12 protein-coding genes and 1 tRNA gene are annotated in these 16524 nt (G+C 58.4%); 4 read left to right on the forward strand and 9 right to left on the reverse strand.

What is annotated here, in order from left to right:
- Positions 1 to 68: 68 nt before the first annotated feature.
- The 4 genes from metG to H3L91_RS05845 form a co-directional block, all read right to left on the reverse strand.
- Complete coding sequence (gene metG / locus H3L91_RS05830) at positions 69 to 2144, reverse strand: methionine--tRNA ligase (RefSeq protein WP_007342671.1); 2076 nt, start codon at positions 2142 to 2144, stop codon at positions 69 to 71.
- Positions 2145 to 2251: 107 nt separating this feature from the next.
- Positions 2252 to 2914 carry a site-2 protease family protein gene (locus H3L91_RS05835; RefSeq protein ID WP_007342673.1) on the reverse strand — a complete coding sequence of 221 codons (663 nt, stop codon included), beginning with the start codon at positions 2912 to 2914 and terminating at the stop codon, positions 2252 to 2254.
- A 98-nt stretch (positions 2915 to 3012) separates the two neighbouring features.
- Positions 3013 to 3717 (reverse strand): CPBP family intramembrane glutamic endopeptidase, encoded by a 705-nt coding sequence (locus tag H3L91_RS05840; protein ID WP_007342674.1) that lies wholly within the window; start codon positions 3715 to 3717, stop codon positions 3013 to 3015.
- Between the two features lie 137 nt (positions 3718 to 3854).
- The gene (locus tag H3L91_RS05845) at positions 3855 to 4475 is read right to left on the reverse strand and encodes an L-threonylcarbamoyladenylate synthase (protein ID WP_007342675.1); all 621 of its coding nucleotides are present in this window, start codon (positions 4473 to 4475) and stop codon (positions 3855 to 3857) included.
- A gap of 105 nt (positions 4476 to 4580) precedes the next feature.
- On the opposite strand from H3L91_RS05845, the gene H3L91_RS05850 reads away from it, so the two are divergent.
- The 3 genes from H3L91_RS05850 (at position 4581) to H3L91_RS05860 (ending at position 6234) form a co-directional block, all read left to right on the forward strand.
- Positions 4581 to 5159 (forward strand): dual specificity protein phosphatase family protein, encoded by a 579-nt coding sequence (locus H3L91_RS05850; RefSeq protein ID WP_007342676.1) that lies wholly within the window; start codon positions 4581 to 4583, stop codon positions 5157 to 5159.
- Positions 5160 to 5229: 70 nt separating this feature from the next.
- Positions 5230 to 6033, forward strand: a complete 804-nt coding sequence (locus H3L91_RS12475; protein ID WP_040659487.1) for a glycosyltransferase family 2 protein — start codon at positions 5230 to 5232, stop codon at positions 6031 to 6033.
- A 125-nt stretch (positions 6034 to 6158) separates the two neighbouring features.
- Positions 6159 to 6234 (forward strand) — tRNA-Lys (locus tag H3L91_RS05860).
- A 63-nt stretch (positions 6235 to 6297) separates the two neighbouring features.
- On the opposite strand, the gene H3L91_RS05865 is transcribed toward H3L91_RS05860, so the two are convergent.
- From H3L91_RS05865 to gloA, 5 genes are all read right to left on the reverse strand, one after another.
- The gene (locus H3L91_RS05865; RefSeq protein WP_007342678.1) at positions 6298 to 9018 is read right to left on the reverse strand and encodes a DEAD/DEAH box helicase; all 2721 of its coding nucleotides are present in this window, start codon (positions 9016 to 9018) and stop codon (positions 6298 to 6300) included.
- Between the two features lie 181 nt (positions 9019 to 9199).
- On the reverse strand, positions 9200 to 10858 hold the full coding sequence (locus H3L91_RS05870) for a site-specific DNA-methyltransferase (protein WP_007342679.1): 1659 nt from the start codon (positions 10856 to 10858) through the stop codon (positions 9200 to 9202).
- Between the two features lie 491 nt (positions 10859 to 11349).
- The gene (locus H3L91_RS05875) at positions 11350 to 13575 is read right to left on the reverse strand and encodes a TonB-dependent receptor (protein WP_182109892.1); all 2226 of its coding nucleotides are present in this window, start codon (positions 13573 to 13575) and stop codon (positions 11350 to 11352) included.
- 23 nt (positions 13576 to 13598) lie between these two features.
- Positions 13599 to 13883 carry a hypothetical protein gene (locus H3L91_RS05880; RefSeq protein ID WP_182109894.1) on the reverse strand — a complete coding sequence of 95 codons (285 nt, stop codon included), beginning with the start codon at positions 13881 to 13883 and terminating at the stop codon, positions 13599 to 13601.
- A gap of 435 nt (positions 13884 to 14318) precedes the next feature.
- Positions 14319 to 14726, reverse strand: a complete 408-nt coding sequence (gene gloA, locus H3L91_RS05885) for a lactoylglutathione lyase (RefSeq protein ID WP_007342685.1) — start codon at positions 14724 to 14726, stop codon at positions 14319 to 14321.
- A gap of 195 nt (positions 14727 to 14921) precedes the next feature.
- On the opposite strand from gloA, the gene H3L91_RS05890 reads away from it, so the two are divergent.
- Complete coding sequence (locus H3L91_RS05890) at positions 14922 to 16466, forward strand: Re/Si-specific NAD(P)(+) transhydrogenase subunit alpha (protein WP_007342686.1); 1545 nt, start codon at positions 14922 to 14924, stop codon at positions 16464 to 16466.
- The last annotated feature ends 58 nt before the right edge of the window (positions 16467 to 16524 follow it).

Here is a 16524-nt window from a genome sequence, read left to right on the forward strand (position 1 = left end):
ACGTCATCCCCGCGTTTATGCTCTGAAAGAGTACTGGCGGGGACGGTCTCTTGCTTTGCTGTTTGGCTTTAACCGACTTTATCCCCCGGCTGCGCGCCTGCATCGACATCCAAGAGTTTCAGTTTGCCCTCGGCGGTGGCGGCCGACAGAATCATGCCTTCGGATACGCCGAATTTGGCCATTTTGCGCGGGGCGAAGTTGGCGACGGCGATGACCATGCGGCCGTTGAGTTCGCTGGGATTCGGGTAGCTGGCGGCGATGCCGGAGAAGATGATGCGCTGCTCAAAACCGAAATCAAGGTTGAATTTCAACAGCTTGGTGCTGCCTTCGACGGCTTCGCAGTTGATGACTTTGGCCACGCGCATATCGATTTTGACAAAGTCGTCGAAACTTGCCTGCTCGGCGACTTTTTCGTATTTGCTGTCGGTTTGCTCGGGCGCGGCGGCCGTCTGAATGCTCTGTTTGTTGGCTTCGATTAAGTTGTCCACTTGGGTTTGCTCCACTCGTTGCATTAAATGTTCGTATTTGTTGATGGCGTGGCCTGCGGGCAGGGTTTGCGCGGCTATATCCCACGAAAGCGCGGGGATGTTCAGGAAGGCGGCGGCCTGTTCGGCAACACGTGGTAACACGGGCGCGAGATACACGCTCAATACGGCAAAGGCGTTAATCAGCTCGCTGCACACTTCGTGCAGGCGCACTTCTTGGCCTGCCTGCTTGGCGAGTTCCCACGGTTTGTTGGCGTCGGTGTATTCGTTTACCGCGTCAGCCAGCGCCATGATGTCGCGCAGGGCGCGGGCGTATTCGCGCTCTTCGTAGGCGGCGGCGATGGTTTCGCTCTCGGCGGCGAGTTTTTTCAGCAGGGCGCTGCCGGATACGTCTTTCAGGCTGCCTTCAAAGCGTTTGGCGATGAAACCGGATGCACGGGCAGCGATGTTCACATATTTGCCGACCAAATCGCTGTTGACGCGCGAGATGAAGTCTTGCAGGTTTAAGTCGATGTCTTCGATTTTGCTGTTGAGTTTGGCGGCGATGTAGTAGCGCATCCATTCGGGATTCAGTTTTTGTTCCAAATAGGATTTGGCGGTGATAAACGTGCCGCGCGATTTGGACATTTTTTGGCCGTCCACGGTTAAAAAGCCGTGGGCGAACACGCCGGTGGGGGCGCGGTGGCCGGAGAAATGCAGCATCGCCGGCCAGAACAGCGCGTGGAAATACAAGATGTCTTTGCCGATAAAGTGGTACATCTCGGTGTCGGAATCGGTGCGGAAGTAGTCGTCAAACTCAATGCCGGCGCGCGCGCACAGGTTTTTGAACGAGGCCATATAGCCGACGGGCGCATCCAGCCACACATAAAAATATTTGCCCGGTGCGCCGGGGATTTCAAAGCCGAAATAGGGCGCGTCGCGCGAGATGTCCCAGTCGGAAAGGGTGGTTTCGCCGTCTTTGCCGAGCCATTCGTTCATTTTGTTTAAGGCTTCGGGCTGCAAATGCGGCTGTTCGCGGCCGTCGGGGAGGGTGGTGCTGCCCGCCGTCCATTGTTTCAGATAGTCCGCGCACTTGCCGAGTTTGAAGAAAAAGTGTTCGGATTCTTTGAGCACGGGCGTTGCGCCCGACACGGCGGAATAGGGCTTGATGAGTTCGGTGGGGGAATAGGTGGTGCCGCACACTTCGCAGTTGTCGCCGTATTGGTCGGCGGCGTGGCATTTGGGGCATTCGCCTTTGACAAAGCGGTCGGGCAGGAACATGTGTTTTTCGGGGTCGAAAAGCTGCTCGATGGTGCGGCTTTCGATTTTGCCGTTGGCTTTCAGGGCGAGGTAGATTTTTTCGGAAAGCTCTTTGTTTTCAGGCGAGTGGGTGGAGTAGTAGTTGTCGTAGCCGATGAGAAAGCCGGTAAAGTCGGCCAGATGCTCTTCGCGCACGCGGGCGATCATGTCTTCGGGCTGCACGTCTTGTTTTTGCGCCGCCAGCATCACGGGCGTGCCGTGGGTGTCGTCGGCGCAGCAGTAGCGGCAGTCGTGGCCGCGCAGTTTTTGAAAGCGCACCCAGATGTCGGTTTGGATGTGCTCGACCATGTGGCCGAGGTGGATGCTGCCGTTGGCATAGGGCAGGGCGGAGGTTACGAGGATTTTGCGTTTTTGGGTCATGATTGTCGGACGGTTGGGGTTTGTCGGGAAAAGGCGGCATTATGCCACAAAGGCAGAGGCCGTCTGAAAAGCTGTTTTTCAGACGGCCTCTGTGAACCGTGTGCCATCTAACGCAGAAACAGGGCGGCGATGAGGGTGGCGGGGAGGTAGGCGGTGTAGGAGAGGGCGGCGGCCAGGGGCAGGATGAGGTAGCCGAGGATGCCGGTGAGCAGCAGGATGAGGACGACCCAGGTGCCGTAGCGGGCGGTTTTTTGAAACTGCACGGAGTATTTGGCGGGCAGGAAGGTGTCGATGATGCGGCCGCCGTCGAAGGGGAGGACGGGCAGGGCGTTGAGGACGAACAGCACGGCGTTGAAGGTGATGCCGTAGCCGGCCATGCCGGAGAAGGGTTCGCGGAAGGCGGCGGGGATGATGGGCAGCAGGGCGAGCAGCAGCCCCCAGGCGTACATCATCAGCAGGTTGGCCAAGAGGCCGGCGGCGGCGATGCTGCGGATGCCCAGGCGCACGTCGCGCAGGTTGCGGCTGTTGACGGGCACGGGTTTGGCCCAGCCGAAGAGGAAGGGCGCGCCGGTGAAGGCCAGCAGCAGGGGGACGGCAACTGTGCCGAACAGGTCGATGTGGACGAAGGGGTTGAGGCTGAGGCGGCCGAACTTTTCGGCGGTATTGTCGCCCCAGTAGCGGGCGGCGTAGGCGCGGGCGGCTTCGGACATGGTGATGGCCAGCAGCACGGGGGGAATCATCAGCAGGATTTGGGCGGGATCGAATTTCATGTTTCGCTTTCGTTTTTACGTTAAACGGCGGTAAGGCCGTCCCCGCCTACGCGGGGATGACGTTTCTGAAAAACCGTTTGAGCCCGGCGGCACGGTTTTCAGACGGCCTGATAATAGATAAGGGCGAGGGCGACGGCGTTGTTGGCCATGTGCACGGCGATGGGGTAGCGGATGTCGCGGAAATGCAGGTAGGCGGCGGCAAGCACCAGCCCCATCAGGCCGTAAACGGCAAGCGGCGCGGCGCCGAGGCCGTGCATAATGGCAAACAGCAGGGCGGACACGGCGGCGGCCAGCACCTTGCCGGCGGGGTGTTCGAGCGCGCGGCCGAACATGCCCAGCAGCACGCCGCGAAACAGCCATTCTTCCATCAGCGGCGCAACCAGCACCACGTCGGCGGCGAATACGGCGGCAGGCAGGTTGTCTTTCCAGTGCAGCAGCAGGCGTTGGTTTTCCGTGTCCAAAGGCGTGCCGAACAGCGCGTGCATCATGGGCAGGACGAACTCGCCCGCCAGCAGCATCAGCGCGGTGTAGAACAGCAGCCAGCCGGCCTTGCGCGCCGCAGGCATTTGGCGCGCTTCGAGAAAATAGGCATGGGCAAAGCGCACCGAGCGGTAGAGGTGGTAGAACATGGAAAGCACGATGCAGACGGCAAGAGCGAAGATTACGCTCTGATACAGCGCGGCCGTATCGCTGATGGTTCCGGCTTCCTGGTTGATGCGCACAAACATGAACACCAGAATCGGAATGGCGTTCAGCAGCACCAGCCCGCAGAAGAATTTCAGGATTTCGACGAATTTTTGCATAAGCGTGGTAAAGGCAGGCAGCGCGGACGCTGTTTTGTGTTTTTCAGAAACGTCATCCCCGCGTTTATGCTCTGAAAGAGTACTGGCGGGGACGGCCTTAATGTCTTTTCAGACGGCCTCAAAAGGCGGCAGACGGGTCAGAGCCCGAACACGGCCTTGTCGCCGCGCCCCTCGCGCACCAGGGTAACGCCGTCGGTCATGTCCACCACCGTGGTCGGCTCGGTGCCGCACCAGCCGCCGTCGATTACCAAATCCACCGCGTGTTCCAGGCGGTCGCGGATTTCGTAGGGGTCGGACAAAGGCTCGCTGTCTTCCGGCAGCATCAGCGTACACGAAAGCAGCGGCTCGCCCAGCTCGCGCAGCAGGGCGAGGGCGACGGCGTTGTCGGGCACGCGCAGGCCGATGGTTTTGCGCTTCGGATGCAGCGTGCGGTTGGGCACTTCCTTGGTGGCCTGCAAAATAAACGTATAGCTGCCCGGCGTGGCCGCTTTGAGCATGCGGAACTGCGCGTTGTCCACCTTCGCATACGTGCCCAGCTCCGCCAAATCGGCGCACATCAGCGTGAGATGGTGCTTCAAATCGATTTTGCGGATGCGCAAAATCCGCTCCATCGCCTCCTTGTCGCCCAAGCGGCAGCCCAGCGCGTAGCACGAATCGGTGGGATAGGCCGCCACCCCGCCGCCGCGCACGATTTGCGCCACCTGCCGGATAAGGCGTTCCTGCGGATTGTCGGGATGGATGGCGAAAAACTGGGCCATAACGAAAACTCCTTAATTTGCAGCACAGGCCGTCTGAAAAACAGATTGGCCGAAAAAAGCCACAAATGATACCCTAGCTGCCCCCACAGCAAAAGGAAAACCGCCATGCGCCGCCTCACTGCCGCCCTCCTTATCGCCCTCGCCCCCCTGGCCGACGCGCAAAACGAAGTTGCCGAACCCGTCTACCACTGGGCCGAACCCGTCAAAGAAGACGCCAACCTCTACCGCATCGACGACAAACTCTACCGCAGCGAGCAGCTCACCCGCGCCGACGCGCCCCACATCAAAGCCCTCGGCATCAAAAGCGTCGTCAACCTGCGCTACTTCGACCGCAACGACAACCACACCGCGCTGGCGCAAAGCGGCGCGGAACTCTTCAACCAACCCCTGCTCACCTGGCGCATCACCCCCAAACAAATCGCCCAAACCCTCCACCTCATCGAACAACGCCGCCGACACGGCCCTGTCCTCATCCACTGCTACCACGGCGCGGACCGCACCGGCCTCATCGCCGCCATGTACCGCATCGTCTACCAAAACTGGCCGATAGAAGAAGCCCGCCGCGAAATGCAGCAGGGCCCCTACGGCTACCACAGCATCTGGCGCAACCTCGGCAAACTCTTCACCGCAGACAAAGTGCGCCAAGTGAAAGAAGAACTCGCCGCCCTCCAAACGCAGCAGTAGCAACAGGCCGTCTGAAAATACACATTCCATGTTTTCAGACGGCCTCACCCCACAAAAAAGCCCCGCCATCATGCCCACACTCGACATCATCATCCCCTGCTACAACGCCGCCGCCACCCTCGCCGAAGCCGCCGAAAGCGCGCTCGCCCAAAGCGTCGCCCAAACCGTCTGGCTGGTGGACGACGCCTCGCAGGACGACACACCCCGCGTCATCGCCGCCCTCGCCGCCCGCCACCCCAAAATCCGCAGCCTGCGCCTGCCGCAAAACAGCGGCGCGGCCGCCGCCCGCAACTGGGGCGCACTGCACAGCACAGCCGACTACACCGCCTTCCTCGACGCCGACGACGCCTACGAAGCCGAAGCCCTCGCCGCCGCCGCCTTCGCCCTGCAACACCTCCCCTACCTCTCCCTCGTCCGCCTCAAACTGCGCCCCGCCGGCTTCCCCGAACACTACACCGCCCACCCCGCCTTCCCCCAAGCCTGGCAGCGGCTGGCAATGACCGTCGGCGGCAACACCGTCTTCCGCCGCAGCGTCCTCCTCGCCTGCGGCGGCTTCCCGCAGGACGCCCTGTTCCGCCGCTTCGGCGGCGAAGACGCCGCCCTCGGCATCGCCCTCACCCGCAGCGCGGTGGTCGGCACACTTTTCGGCGAAAACGACGCCGCCGTCGTCCACCGCCACCGCCCCGGCATCCACGCCGAAAAACTGCTCGACGCCGCCCTCTACGGCACCGCCCCCGCAGGCCTCACCGCACAGCACCAGGCCGAAGCCGAAGCCGTTACCCGCCGCATCTGCGCCGCCCTCGACAGCCTCAAAACCACACTCGCCCACCCGCAAACCGGCATCACCGCCCTCCGCGCCGACTACGCGCCGTAAACCCCGCCTGTTTTTCGTTTTTCAGACGGCCTCCTGCCCCCGTTTTACCGCCAGACAAACAGAAAACCCGAAAACCGCTTGACGCCGCCCGCCGCCGCCATTATCATCCGCGCTTCTTTTTTCCCGGGTCGTTAGCTCAGCCGGTAGAGCAGCGGACTTTTAATCCGTTGGTCGAGCGTTCGAATCGCTCACGACCCACCAAATCAAAAAAGCCAAGTCGATGACTTGGCTTTTTTGATTTGGACGGCTTTTCAATAGCCGCTTTCACACCCTCCCCAGCATCTTCAAAGCCTCCGCCAAACTCAACGCCCCATCCAATTTCTGCTGCTCAAACACCATCATATATACATAATTGCGCCCGTCGCCCAAGCTGCGGCAGGCGTTTTCCCATGCTTTGCCGAGGCGGATTTTGGCGGCGCTGTCGCTGCCGTCGAGCTGGCCGCCTTTGGTTTCCAACAGAACCAGCGTGCCGCGTGCGGTCATCAGCACAAAATCGGGATAGTGGTTGATAAAGCCGTTGATGCAGAAGCCTTTGCGGCCGTCGTTTCTGTGCCACCATTTCAGCGACACTTCTTCATCGGCGAGTATGCGGCGCAGCATTTCGGCTTCAAAGCTGTTCATCTCGCCTTCCCGTTTATACAGGCTGTTGGAAATATCCAATGGATACAGCCTGTTGGGGTTGATGCTTGGCGGCAGCGGGTAATGCGGGCGGATAACGATGTCGCGGGTTTGCAGCCCTTTGTCAAACTCGGTTTCGGCATGGGCGGCGGCGAGGCTGTCTATTTTGCGCTTAATTTCGGTGAAATACTGCGGCGTATGCGCATGGTTGAAACAGTGCTCGCGCCGTTCGGCATCCATGTCTTCCACAATGCGGCTGAGGTATTTGCGGATTTCGCCGTCTTCTATGGGGTAAAACGCTTTTCTGCCAGCCAGTTCAAACAGCTTTTGCACCAGTTGTACCTGCTGGGTGGGCGCAGACTGCTTGGCAAACATGTTCATAAAATGCTGTTTGTCGCTGCCTTTCATCGGCTGGAAGCTGATACGGTCGTTTTGGTCGGTATCGCCCAGCCAAACGGAGCTGTCCATGCTGCCGAAAGGGATGTTGGAATCGCATTTGCCCAGCGCAAAGCCTTGCAGCAGGTTGGCTTTATCCAGCAGCAGGGCTTCGCCACCGCCGAACAGCACTTGCGAATACTGGGTAAATACAAACTGCGGCAGCCTGAAATCCGCCAGCTCTTCCGCGAACTCGGGGCGCATGGCTTGGGTGTTCATTTTGTCTTTAATCTCCTCGGGCGACTGTTGCTGCGCTTCGTTTTGCGCCGCCCGTTCGGCAAACGCCTGCCCTGCGGCGGCAGCCTGCTGTTGCAGGCGGGCAATGTGTTCTGCAACGGGATTTTGGTTTTCAGGCTGCCTTTCGGCTGCCTCCTGCACGCCGTTATCCGTATCCGCGCTTGTTTCAGGCAGCCTGAAATCTGCGGGGATGTTCAGGCGGAAACCGTCGTCATCCTGCGCGGCCTCACCAGTCAAATCAAACTCAGGCTGCGCCGTTGCGTTTTCAGGCTGTCTGTTGTTTTCAGACGACCTTTCATCCTGCTGTGCCGCTTCCGCCACGCGGTAATCGTGTTCGCTGAAACCCGCCTTGTTCAAGCCCTCTGCCACTTTGCCGAGCGTGTGGTCAAACTGTTCGGACGAGGTAAACACATAGCTGATATTCAAATCCGCCAAAGCATGGTTGCGGGCATAAGGCTGGCGCAGAATCCGCCCGACAATCTGCGTAACATCGGTTTCAGACGAGCGGTTCGCCAAGCTGGCGAGAATGTAGGCAAACGGGCAGTCCCAGCCTTCTTTGAGCGCGTTTACCGTAATCACAAAGCGTATCGGGCATTCGGGAAAAAGCAGGTTTTGGTTTTTCAACTCGTTAATCTCGGCGGTTTTGACGGCGATTTGTTCGGGTGGAATACCGATGTCGGTAAGCGCGGTTTTCACTTTTTCAAACGTGGCCTTGTCGTCTTTGCTGCGCGGCTCGGCCTGAAACAGCACAATCGGGCGGATATACGCGCCACCCTGTTTTTGCGCCTCTGTCGCCGCGCGTTCCAAATTCGCCCTCAGCGTTACCGCCGCCATCAACACTTCGTTTTGCGTGCGCTGGCGGCTCACAATTACAGGCAGCTTCACCATCTGCTCGTTTTTCAAGGCACTCGCGCCCACATAGCTGATGATGTTGCTGGACTCGCGCGGCGTGGCGGTAAGTTCCAGCACAAAACACGGATTCAGGCTGCCTATCATATCCAGCGACAAAGGCGTGGCGGCGTTGTGGCTTTCATCGACCACAATCATCGGATTCAAACCGCGCAACACATTAATCAACGCCGTTTCATCGTATTCGGGCAACAGGTTTTCAGGCTGCCTTTCAGACGACCCCATGCCCGCAAACGAAGCCAGATTGCCGTTTTCACGAAATGCCCGCAGCGCGTCTTTGCTGCGCCCTTTCAGGCTGTCAAACGTCATCACCAACACCGACACGCCGCTTTGCACCGTATCCGCGTCAAAACCGTTGCCGTGCAACACGTCTTCCTTGTCAAACACCTGCACGCGCCCGCCAAAATCCGTGTTCAGCCGCTGGCGGTAAGGATGCTGCACATCGTGCAGATTTTTCAGCGTTTGCGACAAAATCGCTTCCGAAGGCACCAGCCACACCACCATTTGCGGCGGCTGTCGCCCGTAGTGCGCGCGCGCGTCAAACACGGGCTTTAAGGCATTGACCGCCAAAAACGTTTTGCCGCCAGCCGTCGGCACTTTCAGGCACACATTCGGCACACTGCCCAGCTTGTCGCAATAGAGCGCGATTTTGTCCGCCGCCATGCCCTTGCTTTGCCAATATTCGGCAAACACGTTTTTCAGGCTGCCTGAATCGGGGCGCAGCAGTAAATCCAAATAATCCTGCAAATCCGCCATTACGCGCTGTTGGTATTGTTTCAATTCCATAACTTGAACCCTGATAGATTGATTGTTTCTTCAAAGCAGAAATTTTCCGTTGCCGCCACCTGCCGTCATTCCCGCGCAGGCGGGAATCTTGTTTGGTCTGATTAGTTATTTGATTTTTCAGCAAAATATGCGGTATTCAGCAAAGATTCCCGCCTGCGCGGGAATGACGGCAGCGGTGTGTTTACAGCTTGGAAATATCGCGCGGAATGCGCTTGAATCGGATATTCAACCGCTGCATCTGCTCGTCTGAAAGCAGCGTGCGGTCGGCATAGATAACCCAGCGTTCGGGCGGTTCGGGCAGCATTTCGGCGCGTATCGTCTGCAAAAACGCCAAACTCAAATCCGTGGCGCGGTCGGGTTCGTAATGGAAAACGTATGCCGTGCCGTCTTTTGCGCCGAGAAAATACGGCGAAACGGGGTTTTCAGGCTGCCTATTGCTGTTTTCAGACGGCATTACTCCGTTTTCAGGCTGCCTTGCGGACACGGGCAAACCTTCGGTATAGGCGATATAGCGGCGCACCGATGCCACAGGCGCGGCAGAGTTGAGGTTGTGTTCCGCGTCAAACAGCGCGTCGCCCACGCGGTAAAACGCAAAACCGCCGCCCGTGCCGCCTTGCGTTTCGGCTTTTGTGCCGTAGCCGTTGATGACGCGGCGGATGCGTTCGGCGGTAACGTTTTCGGCGTAGTCCATCATTTCAATGCCGATAAAACGACGGTTGCCGCCATCTTTGCGGTTGAGGTTTAAAACAGCATGGGCGGTGGTGCCGCTGCCGATAAAGCTGTCTAGGATGATGGCGTTGGGGGAGGCGGCGATGGTTAAGATTTTTTCCAATAAAGCTACGGGCTTTGGAGTTTCAAAAACCTTGCTAGCAAAAATTTCTTTTAACTCAATGGATGCTTTTTTATTGCCGTCTAAATCCGTCCACAAATCAGATGGGCGTTTAGTCCTGTTTTCAAAATAATATTTGTAATAGACTTTCCATTCTCCATCGTTATCTTTTTTGAAGTACAGCTTGTTTTCTGCTTCCATTTCTTTAACAGTTTCGATTCCAACTCGCCATCTGCTTTCATACCCTGTCGGTCCGATTGGAAAAACTTCTGTTCCATCTGGTGCAAGAATTGGAAAATACATTGAGGGTCTATCCTCTCTTCTGTCTTCTCCACCTGTCCGCCTTAATTGCAAAATGGAAAATTTGCCTTTTTTATCTTCTAAGTTATAGCGTTTTTCATCGCTTTCCGATAAAGGGATACCACCAATCAAATAATTAGAACTTTTGGAAAAAACGAGAATATTGTCGTAAGCCTTTCCTAAGCCGTGGGTATCTTGTGCAGTAGTTCCTGTTGCTCTAACAATATTGCCGATGAAATTCGCACTTCCGAAAATCTCATCGCAAACTAGCTTCAATGCCGCCTGCTCATTATCATCAATAGAGATAAAAATCACCCCATCATCCGCCAAAAGCTGCTTCAACAGTTTCAAACGCGGATACATCATGCACAGCCATTTGTCGTGGCGGCTCAAATCCTCGCCCTCGCGCCCGACCACTTCGCCCAGCCATTTCTGTATGCGCGGGTCGTTCACATTGTCGTTGTACACCCAGCCCTCGTTGCCCGTGTTATACGGCGGGTCAATGTAAATGCAGTTGATGCGCCCGCCAAACTCGGGCAGCAGGCTTTTGAGCGCAAGCAGATTGTCGCCGTGAATCAAAAGATTGTCGCGACGGTTGGCTGGCTTGCCCTCGGCAGCCTGAAAATCGTAGAGCTTGTCTAAAAGATGAAAGGGAACGTGGTGATGATGGTTCTTGACTTTGTCTTTCCCCATCCAAGTCAATTGCGGCATGATTCCCCCTTTGCTTTTTCAAGGTGGGAAACAGCGCAATTTGTTGAATTATTTAGATAAAATAGAGTATAATTGCGGTGCGGTGCGGTGCGGTGCGGTGCGGTGCGGTGCGGTGCGGTGCGGTGCCATAGCTGCGTCCTGTGAACGGGAAAGAAAAAATGCGCGGATTTTACCCGAACCGCAAACGGTTTGTACCATCCGCGCTGTGAGGCCGTCTGAAAATTTGTTTTTCAGACGGCCTTTCGCTTTCAGGCTGCCTTTGTCATCGGGGTAGTCTGAAACCCAAGTAGGTCGGGCATTGATGCCCGACGTTTTTCCGATGCCGGTGTCTTGTCGGGCATAAATGCCCGACCTACTCCGCTGCCGTTTTAGCTTCGCAACTTTGCTGGTTCCGCAGGCTGCCTGATTCCGCCAACCGCGTGCGTGCCTGCGGCACACAGCCTGCGTCTGTTTTCGGGCTGCTTTTGTTTCCGCCGCCTAAAACTTCACATTCACGCCAAACACGAAGTTGCGTCCCATCTGCGGTACGTAGGGCAGGTAGGAGTTGTGGATGTAGATTTTTTGGTTGAGCAGGTTGTTGCCGTGCAGCGATACGGTGTATTCGCCCTCGCGCCCCCATTTGCCTCGGTAGCTGATGCCGGCGTTGACGAGGTGGTAGCCGCGTGTGGAATCTTCGGGCACGGGTACGGCGTAGAGGCGGCCGGAGCGTGCTTTTTCTTCGTCGCTGATGTCTTCGTCGTCCTGATCCACTTTTTCGTAGGTTTTGGTGAACATACCCTGCGAGGTGCGGCGTTGGGCGAAGACGCGGGTGTATTCGTGGGGGGCGAGCCAGTGGCGGCCGATTTCGCTGGTGAGTCTGAATCCGAGTCGGGCGGGGGGGGGGGGGGGCGGGCGGCATTGCGGTTGGGCGGGCTGATTGTGTCCGTGCCGAGTACGCAGTAGGTGGGTTCTCCGTCTTCGTCTTCGCAGTCTTCTTCGCGGCTGTAGATTTTTTCGCCGGTAATCGCGGGCAGGTTTTTCAGACGGCCTTTGACAAAATCGCCGAACAGGGTGATGTCGTGTTTGGGAGTGATGCGCCAGCCGATTTCGCCTTCCGCGCCGGTGAAGCGGGCGGGGGTCTGGTTGTAGCGGCGGATGAAGAGGTTGCCGCTGCGGTGCAGGTTTTCGTTGTGGATGTAGTTGGCGAAGCGGTTGTGGTATACGCTGATTTTGTAGTGCAGGCGGCCGCTGTCGTGGGCGAGGCCGATTTCAAAGTTGTCGGAACGCTCTTTTTTCAGCTCTTTGTTGCCGTGCTCGAAGGATTGGATGGCAAGGTGTTTGCCGTGGTAATACAGCTCCATCGGGGCGGGCAGGCGTTCGTTGTGCGAGGCGGTGAGGGAGAGGCGGTTGGCGGGGGTGAAATCCCACAGGAGTGTGCCGGAATAGGAAAACGCGCTTTCGCGGCGGTCGGCCAGATTGGGCTTCGCGCTGCGGCGGAAGGGGGTGGTGTGGCGGCGGATAAATTCGTCGAGCGCGGCACGGTCGTAATGCACGGGTATGCGCTGCCGCTCCCAGCGTGCGCCGGCTTCGAGGGTGAGGCTGCCGAGTTTGAGCTGTTCGAGGGCAAAGATTGAGGCGCGTTTGTCGGTGTTGGGCACGAGGGCGAAGCGGTTTTTTTCGACGTCGCGGTCTTCCATCAGGCGCACCGCGCTGCTTTTTTGGGTTTGGTATTGCGCGCCGATTAAGCCTTTCAGGCTACCTATGGGGCTGTGGTAGGCTTCGATGCGGGCGTTGAAGCCTTTGTTGGCGAACACGGTTTCTGGTTTGCCTTTGCGCGCGGCGGCGGTGTCGGCGCGGCGTTTCTGCTCGGCTTCGGGGTAGAGCGGGTCGGTGTAGAACTTGCCGTCGTGCAACTCGTCGTGGAGGTAGTCGGCGTGTGCCGCGCTGATTTTGAGTTTGTCGAGGCCGGCAAAGGGCTGCCGCCATTCGCCGCGCACATCGAAACGGCGCGAAAACAGGGCGATTTGCGGGCCGGGGCTGCTGTGGTCGTGGTGGTGGCCGTAGATGTTGTCGTGGCTGTGCGGCTTGTTTTCTTCGTGCGGCGTGCCGCAGTGGAAATGCAGCTCGCGTATGAGGTCGCTGCCATCCATCAGGTGCGGATACATCAGCAGATAATCGCGGTTTTCAAAGGTGGTGCGGTTTTCGGGGTTGAAAATGTGCGCGCTGCACGGGTCGTACATATGATTGTGGCCGACCACGCCGTAATCGTCGTTGCGGCAGCTGTATGCCGCGCCCAGATAGCCTTTTTCGCCCGCATACGACAGCCCCAGCGTGCCGACGTGGGATTTGTTGTTGGAATCGGGCAGGCGGTAAACCGTTTCTTCCAGCTTCACGCCCGGCACTTTGTACAAATCGGATTTGCGGCTCAAACCCTCCAAACGCAGCGCGACGCGGCTGCCCAAGCCGAGGGTAAGGCCCGCTGTGGCGGCGCGTTCTTTGCTGGCCGAATCGGCGCGGACAAATACTTCGCCCTCATAGCCTTTTTCCGGCACTTTTTCGGGAATGCGCGAATCGGTGATGTTGACCACGCCGGCGGGCGAGGCGGAGGAATACAGCAGCGTGGGCGTGCCGCGCACGATTTCCACCTGCTTGGCCAGCAGCGTGTCGGCGGCCACGACGTGATCGGGCGAAATCGCCGACATATCCACCACATCCGAGCCGTTTTGCAGCATTTTCACGCGCACGCCTTCCTGCCCGCGTATCACCGGCGCACTCGCGCCGCCGCCGAAAGGATTGGTGCACGCCGTTTTCGCCCGCAAGCGCGTTGCCCAAAGTGGCCGAGCGCGATTGGAATTTTCTGCCGTCGATGACGACATCGCTTGCTTTGCGGCTGCTGCCGAAGGGGAGGGGACTCGGCGGCTTGGCGTTTGCCGCTGACGCGCACCGTTTCCAATGCGCCGCTTTCGGCGGCTTCCTCATGCTGCGCGGCGGCAGCGAGGGCGGAACAGGAGAGCAGGGATAGGGCGATGATTTTCTTCTGGTTCATGTTTGCAGACCGTTATTTTGATTGTGTTATACCGTAACTATTTTAGTTAATTTCGGTTAAACGGTTAATGCTTAGTGTAAATTAATGATTGCAAAGCGTTTGCGCAGTGCGGGGAAAGGCATGTAAAAGGCCGTCTGAAAACGGGTTTTCAGACGGCCTCTGCCGTTCGGTAGGGTGTGTGGCGCAGCCACGCACGCGGTTTGGTTTTTCGGGTAAAACGCGGATTTGTTATGCGGCGGGAAACGCGTGCGTCGCCTCGGGGCGACACACCCTACCTTACACGCCGTATGTGCGTTGTCGGTGAATACCTGTGTTTGTGGTGTTTTACTATCAAAGAGGCCGTCTGAAAGCGCAGCTTCGGCGCAGCCAAAACCGTTTTACAGGTTTTTCAGAAGGCCTCTTTGATGCCGCTTGTACACGTGCAGGGCAGGGCGGTCAGTATTGCACCGAGTCGCCGCCGCTGTTTTTCTGGATAAACTCGATTTTGTAGCCGTCGGGGTCTTCGGCGAAGGCGATGACGGTGCTGCCGTGCTTCATCGGCCCGGCCTCGCGCACGACTTTGCCGCCTTTGGCCTTCACCCGCTCGCAGGCGGCGTAGGCGTCGTCCACTTCGATGGCGATGTGGCCGTAGGCGTTGCCCAAATCGTAGGCGGCGGTGTCCCAGTTGTGGGTCAGCTCGATCACGGTGTGGCCGGACTCTTCGCCGTAGCCGACGAAGGCGAGGGTGAAGCGGCCTTTGGGGTAGTCTTTCTTGCGCAGCAGGGTCATGCCCAGCACGTTTTGATAGAAATCCAGCGATTTTTCCAGGTTGCCGACGCGCAGCATGGTGTGCAGCAGGCGCATGGTGTGTTCCTTTCGGTTTGTGTTTTCGGGAGGCGCGATTGTAAGGCGGCGCACCCGGCAGGGCAAAGTTTGGCCGCCGCAGAGGGAAAACAGTTGCCCGTGTAAAGCGTTTCGGTTATAAGGCGGACAAATTTTAACGGCGTTGTCTAACCGTTTTCCCGTATTCAAAACGTCCCCCGTAAAGGAGCATTCAAGATGATGATCGGCATTCCGAAAGAAACCCTCTCCGGCGAAACCCGCGTGGCCTGCACGCCCGCCACTGTTTCCCAGCTTAAAAAGCTCGGCTTTGAAGTCTGCGTCGAACACGGCGCGGGCGCGGCGGCGAGTTTGGACGACGCGGCCTACGAAGCGGCGGGCGCGCAAACCGGCACTGCCGCCGAGGTGTGGAAATGCCCGCTGGTGTACAAGGTAAACGCGCCCAACGGCAACGAAATGCGCCGCCTGAAAGAGGGGCAGACGCTGGTCAGCTTTATCTGGCCGGCGCAAAACCCCGAGCTGGTGCAGAAGCTGGCCGACAAAAAAGTCAACGTGCTGGCGATGGACATGGTGCCGCGCATCTCCCGCGCCCAGTCGCTCGACGCACTCTCGTCGATGGCCAATATTTCCGGCTACCGCGCCGTGATTGAGGCGGCCAACGCCTTCGGCCGTTTCTTCACCGGCCAGATTACCGCCGCAGGCAAAGTGCCGCCCGCGCAGGTTTTGGTGATCGGCGCGGGCGTGGCGGGCTTGGCGGCCATCGGCACGGCCAACTCGTTGGGCGCAGTAGTTCGCGCGTTTGACACGCGCCTCGAAGTGGCAGAACAGATCGAATCGATGGGCGGCAAATTCCTGAAACTGGATTTCCCGCAGGAAAGCGGCGGCTCGGGCGACGGCTACGCCAAAGTGATGAGCGACGAATTTATCGCCGCCGAAATGAAGCTGTTTGCCGAGCAGGCCAAAGAGGTGGACATCATCATCACCACCGCCGCCATCCCCGGCAAACCCGCGCCCAAGCTGATTACCGCCGAAATGGTGCGGAGCATGAAGCCCGGTTCGGTGATTGTGGACTTGGCGGCGGCCACCGGCGGCAATTGCGAGCTGACCAAACCCGGCGAACTGTTTGTTACCGACAACGGCGTGAAAATCATCGGCTACACCGATATGGCCAACCGCCTCGCGGGGCAGTCGTCCCAGCTTTACGCCACCAACCTCGTCAACCTCACCAAGCTGCTTTCGCCCAACAAAGACGGCGAAATCGCGCTGGATTTCGAGGACGTCATCATCCGCAACATGACCGTAACCCGCGACGGCGAAACCACCTTCCCGCCCCCCGCGATACAGGTTTCCGCCGCGCCGCAGCAGGCGCAGAGGCCGTCTGAAAAAGCTGCGGCGGCCAAACCCGAGCCCAAACCCGTACCCGCGTGGAAAAAACTCGCCCCCGCCGTCATCGCCGCCGTCCTCGTGCTGTGGATGGGCGCGGTTGCCCCCGCCGCCTTCCTCAACCACTTCATCGTGTTCGTGCTGGCCTGCGTCATCGGCTACTACGTCGTGTGGAATGTCAGCCACTCGCTGCACACCCCGCTGATGTCGGTAACCAACGCCGTCTCCGGCATCATCGTGGTCGGCGCGCTGCTGCAAATCGGCCAGGGCAACGGCTGGGTGTCGCTGTTTTCCTTCGCCGCCATCCTGCTGGTGAGCATCAACATCTTCGGCGGCTTCTTCGTAACCCGCAGAATGCTCAATATGTTCCGCAAAGGCTGATGCCGCGCACAGAAGCCGTCTGAAAAACAGAAAAACGGTTTTTCAGACGGCCTCTTTT

This window comes from Neisseria bacilliformis (assembly GCF_014055025.1).
Classification (GTDB): domain Bacteria; phylum Pseudomonadota; class Gammaproteobacteria; order Burkholderiales; family Neisseriaceae; genus Neisseria; species Neisseria bacilliformis.

Coding starts and splice junctions, on each gene's coding strand:
- H3L91_RS05845 (WP_007342675.1), bottom strand. CDS start 4,475: ATGGCCCAGTTTTTCGCCATCCATCCCGACAATCCGCAGGAACGCCTT.
- H3L91_RS05840 (WP_007342674.1), bottom strand. CDS start 3,717: ATGCAAAAATTCGTCGAAATCCTGAAATTCTTCTGCGGGCTGGTGCTG.
- H3L91_RS05835 (WP_007342673.1), bottom strand. CDS start 2,914: ATGAAATTCGATCCCGCCCAAATCCTGCTGATGATTCCCCCCGTGCTG.
- H3L91_RS05880 (WP_182109894.1), bottom strand. CDS start 13,883: ATGAACCAGAAGAAAATCATCGCCCTATCCCTGCTCTCCTGTTCCGCC.
- H3L91_RS05850 (WP_007342676.1), top strand. CDS start 4,581: ATGCGCCGCCTCACTGCCGCCCTCCTTATCGCCCTCGCCCCCCTGGCC.
- H3L91_RS05865 (WP_007342678.1), bottom strand. CDS start 9,018: ATGGAATTGAAACAATACCAACAGCGCGTAATGGCGGATTTGCAGGAT.
- H3L91_RS05870 (WP_007342679.1), bottom strand. CDS start 10,858: ATGCCGCAATTGACTTGGATGGGGAAAGACAAAGTCAAGAACCATCAT.
- metG (WP_007342671.1), bottom strand. CDS start 2,144: ATGACCCAAAAACGCAAAATCCTCGTAACCTCCGCCCTGCCCTATGCC.
- H3L91_RS12475 (WP_040659487.1), top strand. CDS start 5,230: ATGCCCACACTCGACATCATCATCCCCTGCTACAACGCCGCCGCCACC.
- H3L91_RS05890 (WP_007342686.1), top strand. CDS start 14,922: ATGATGATCGGCATTCCGAAAGAAACCCTCTCCGGCGAAACCCGCGTG.
- gloA (WP_007342685.1), bottom strand. CDS start 14,726: ATGCGCCTGCTGCACACCATGCTGCGCGTCGGCAACCTGGAAAAATCG.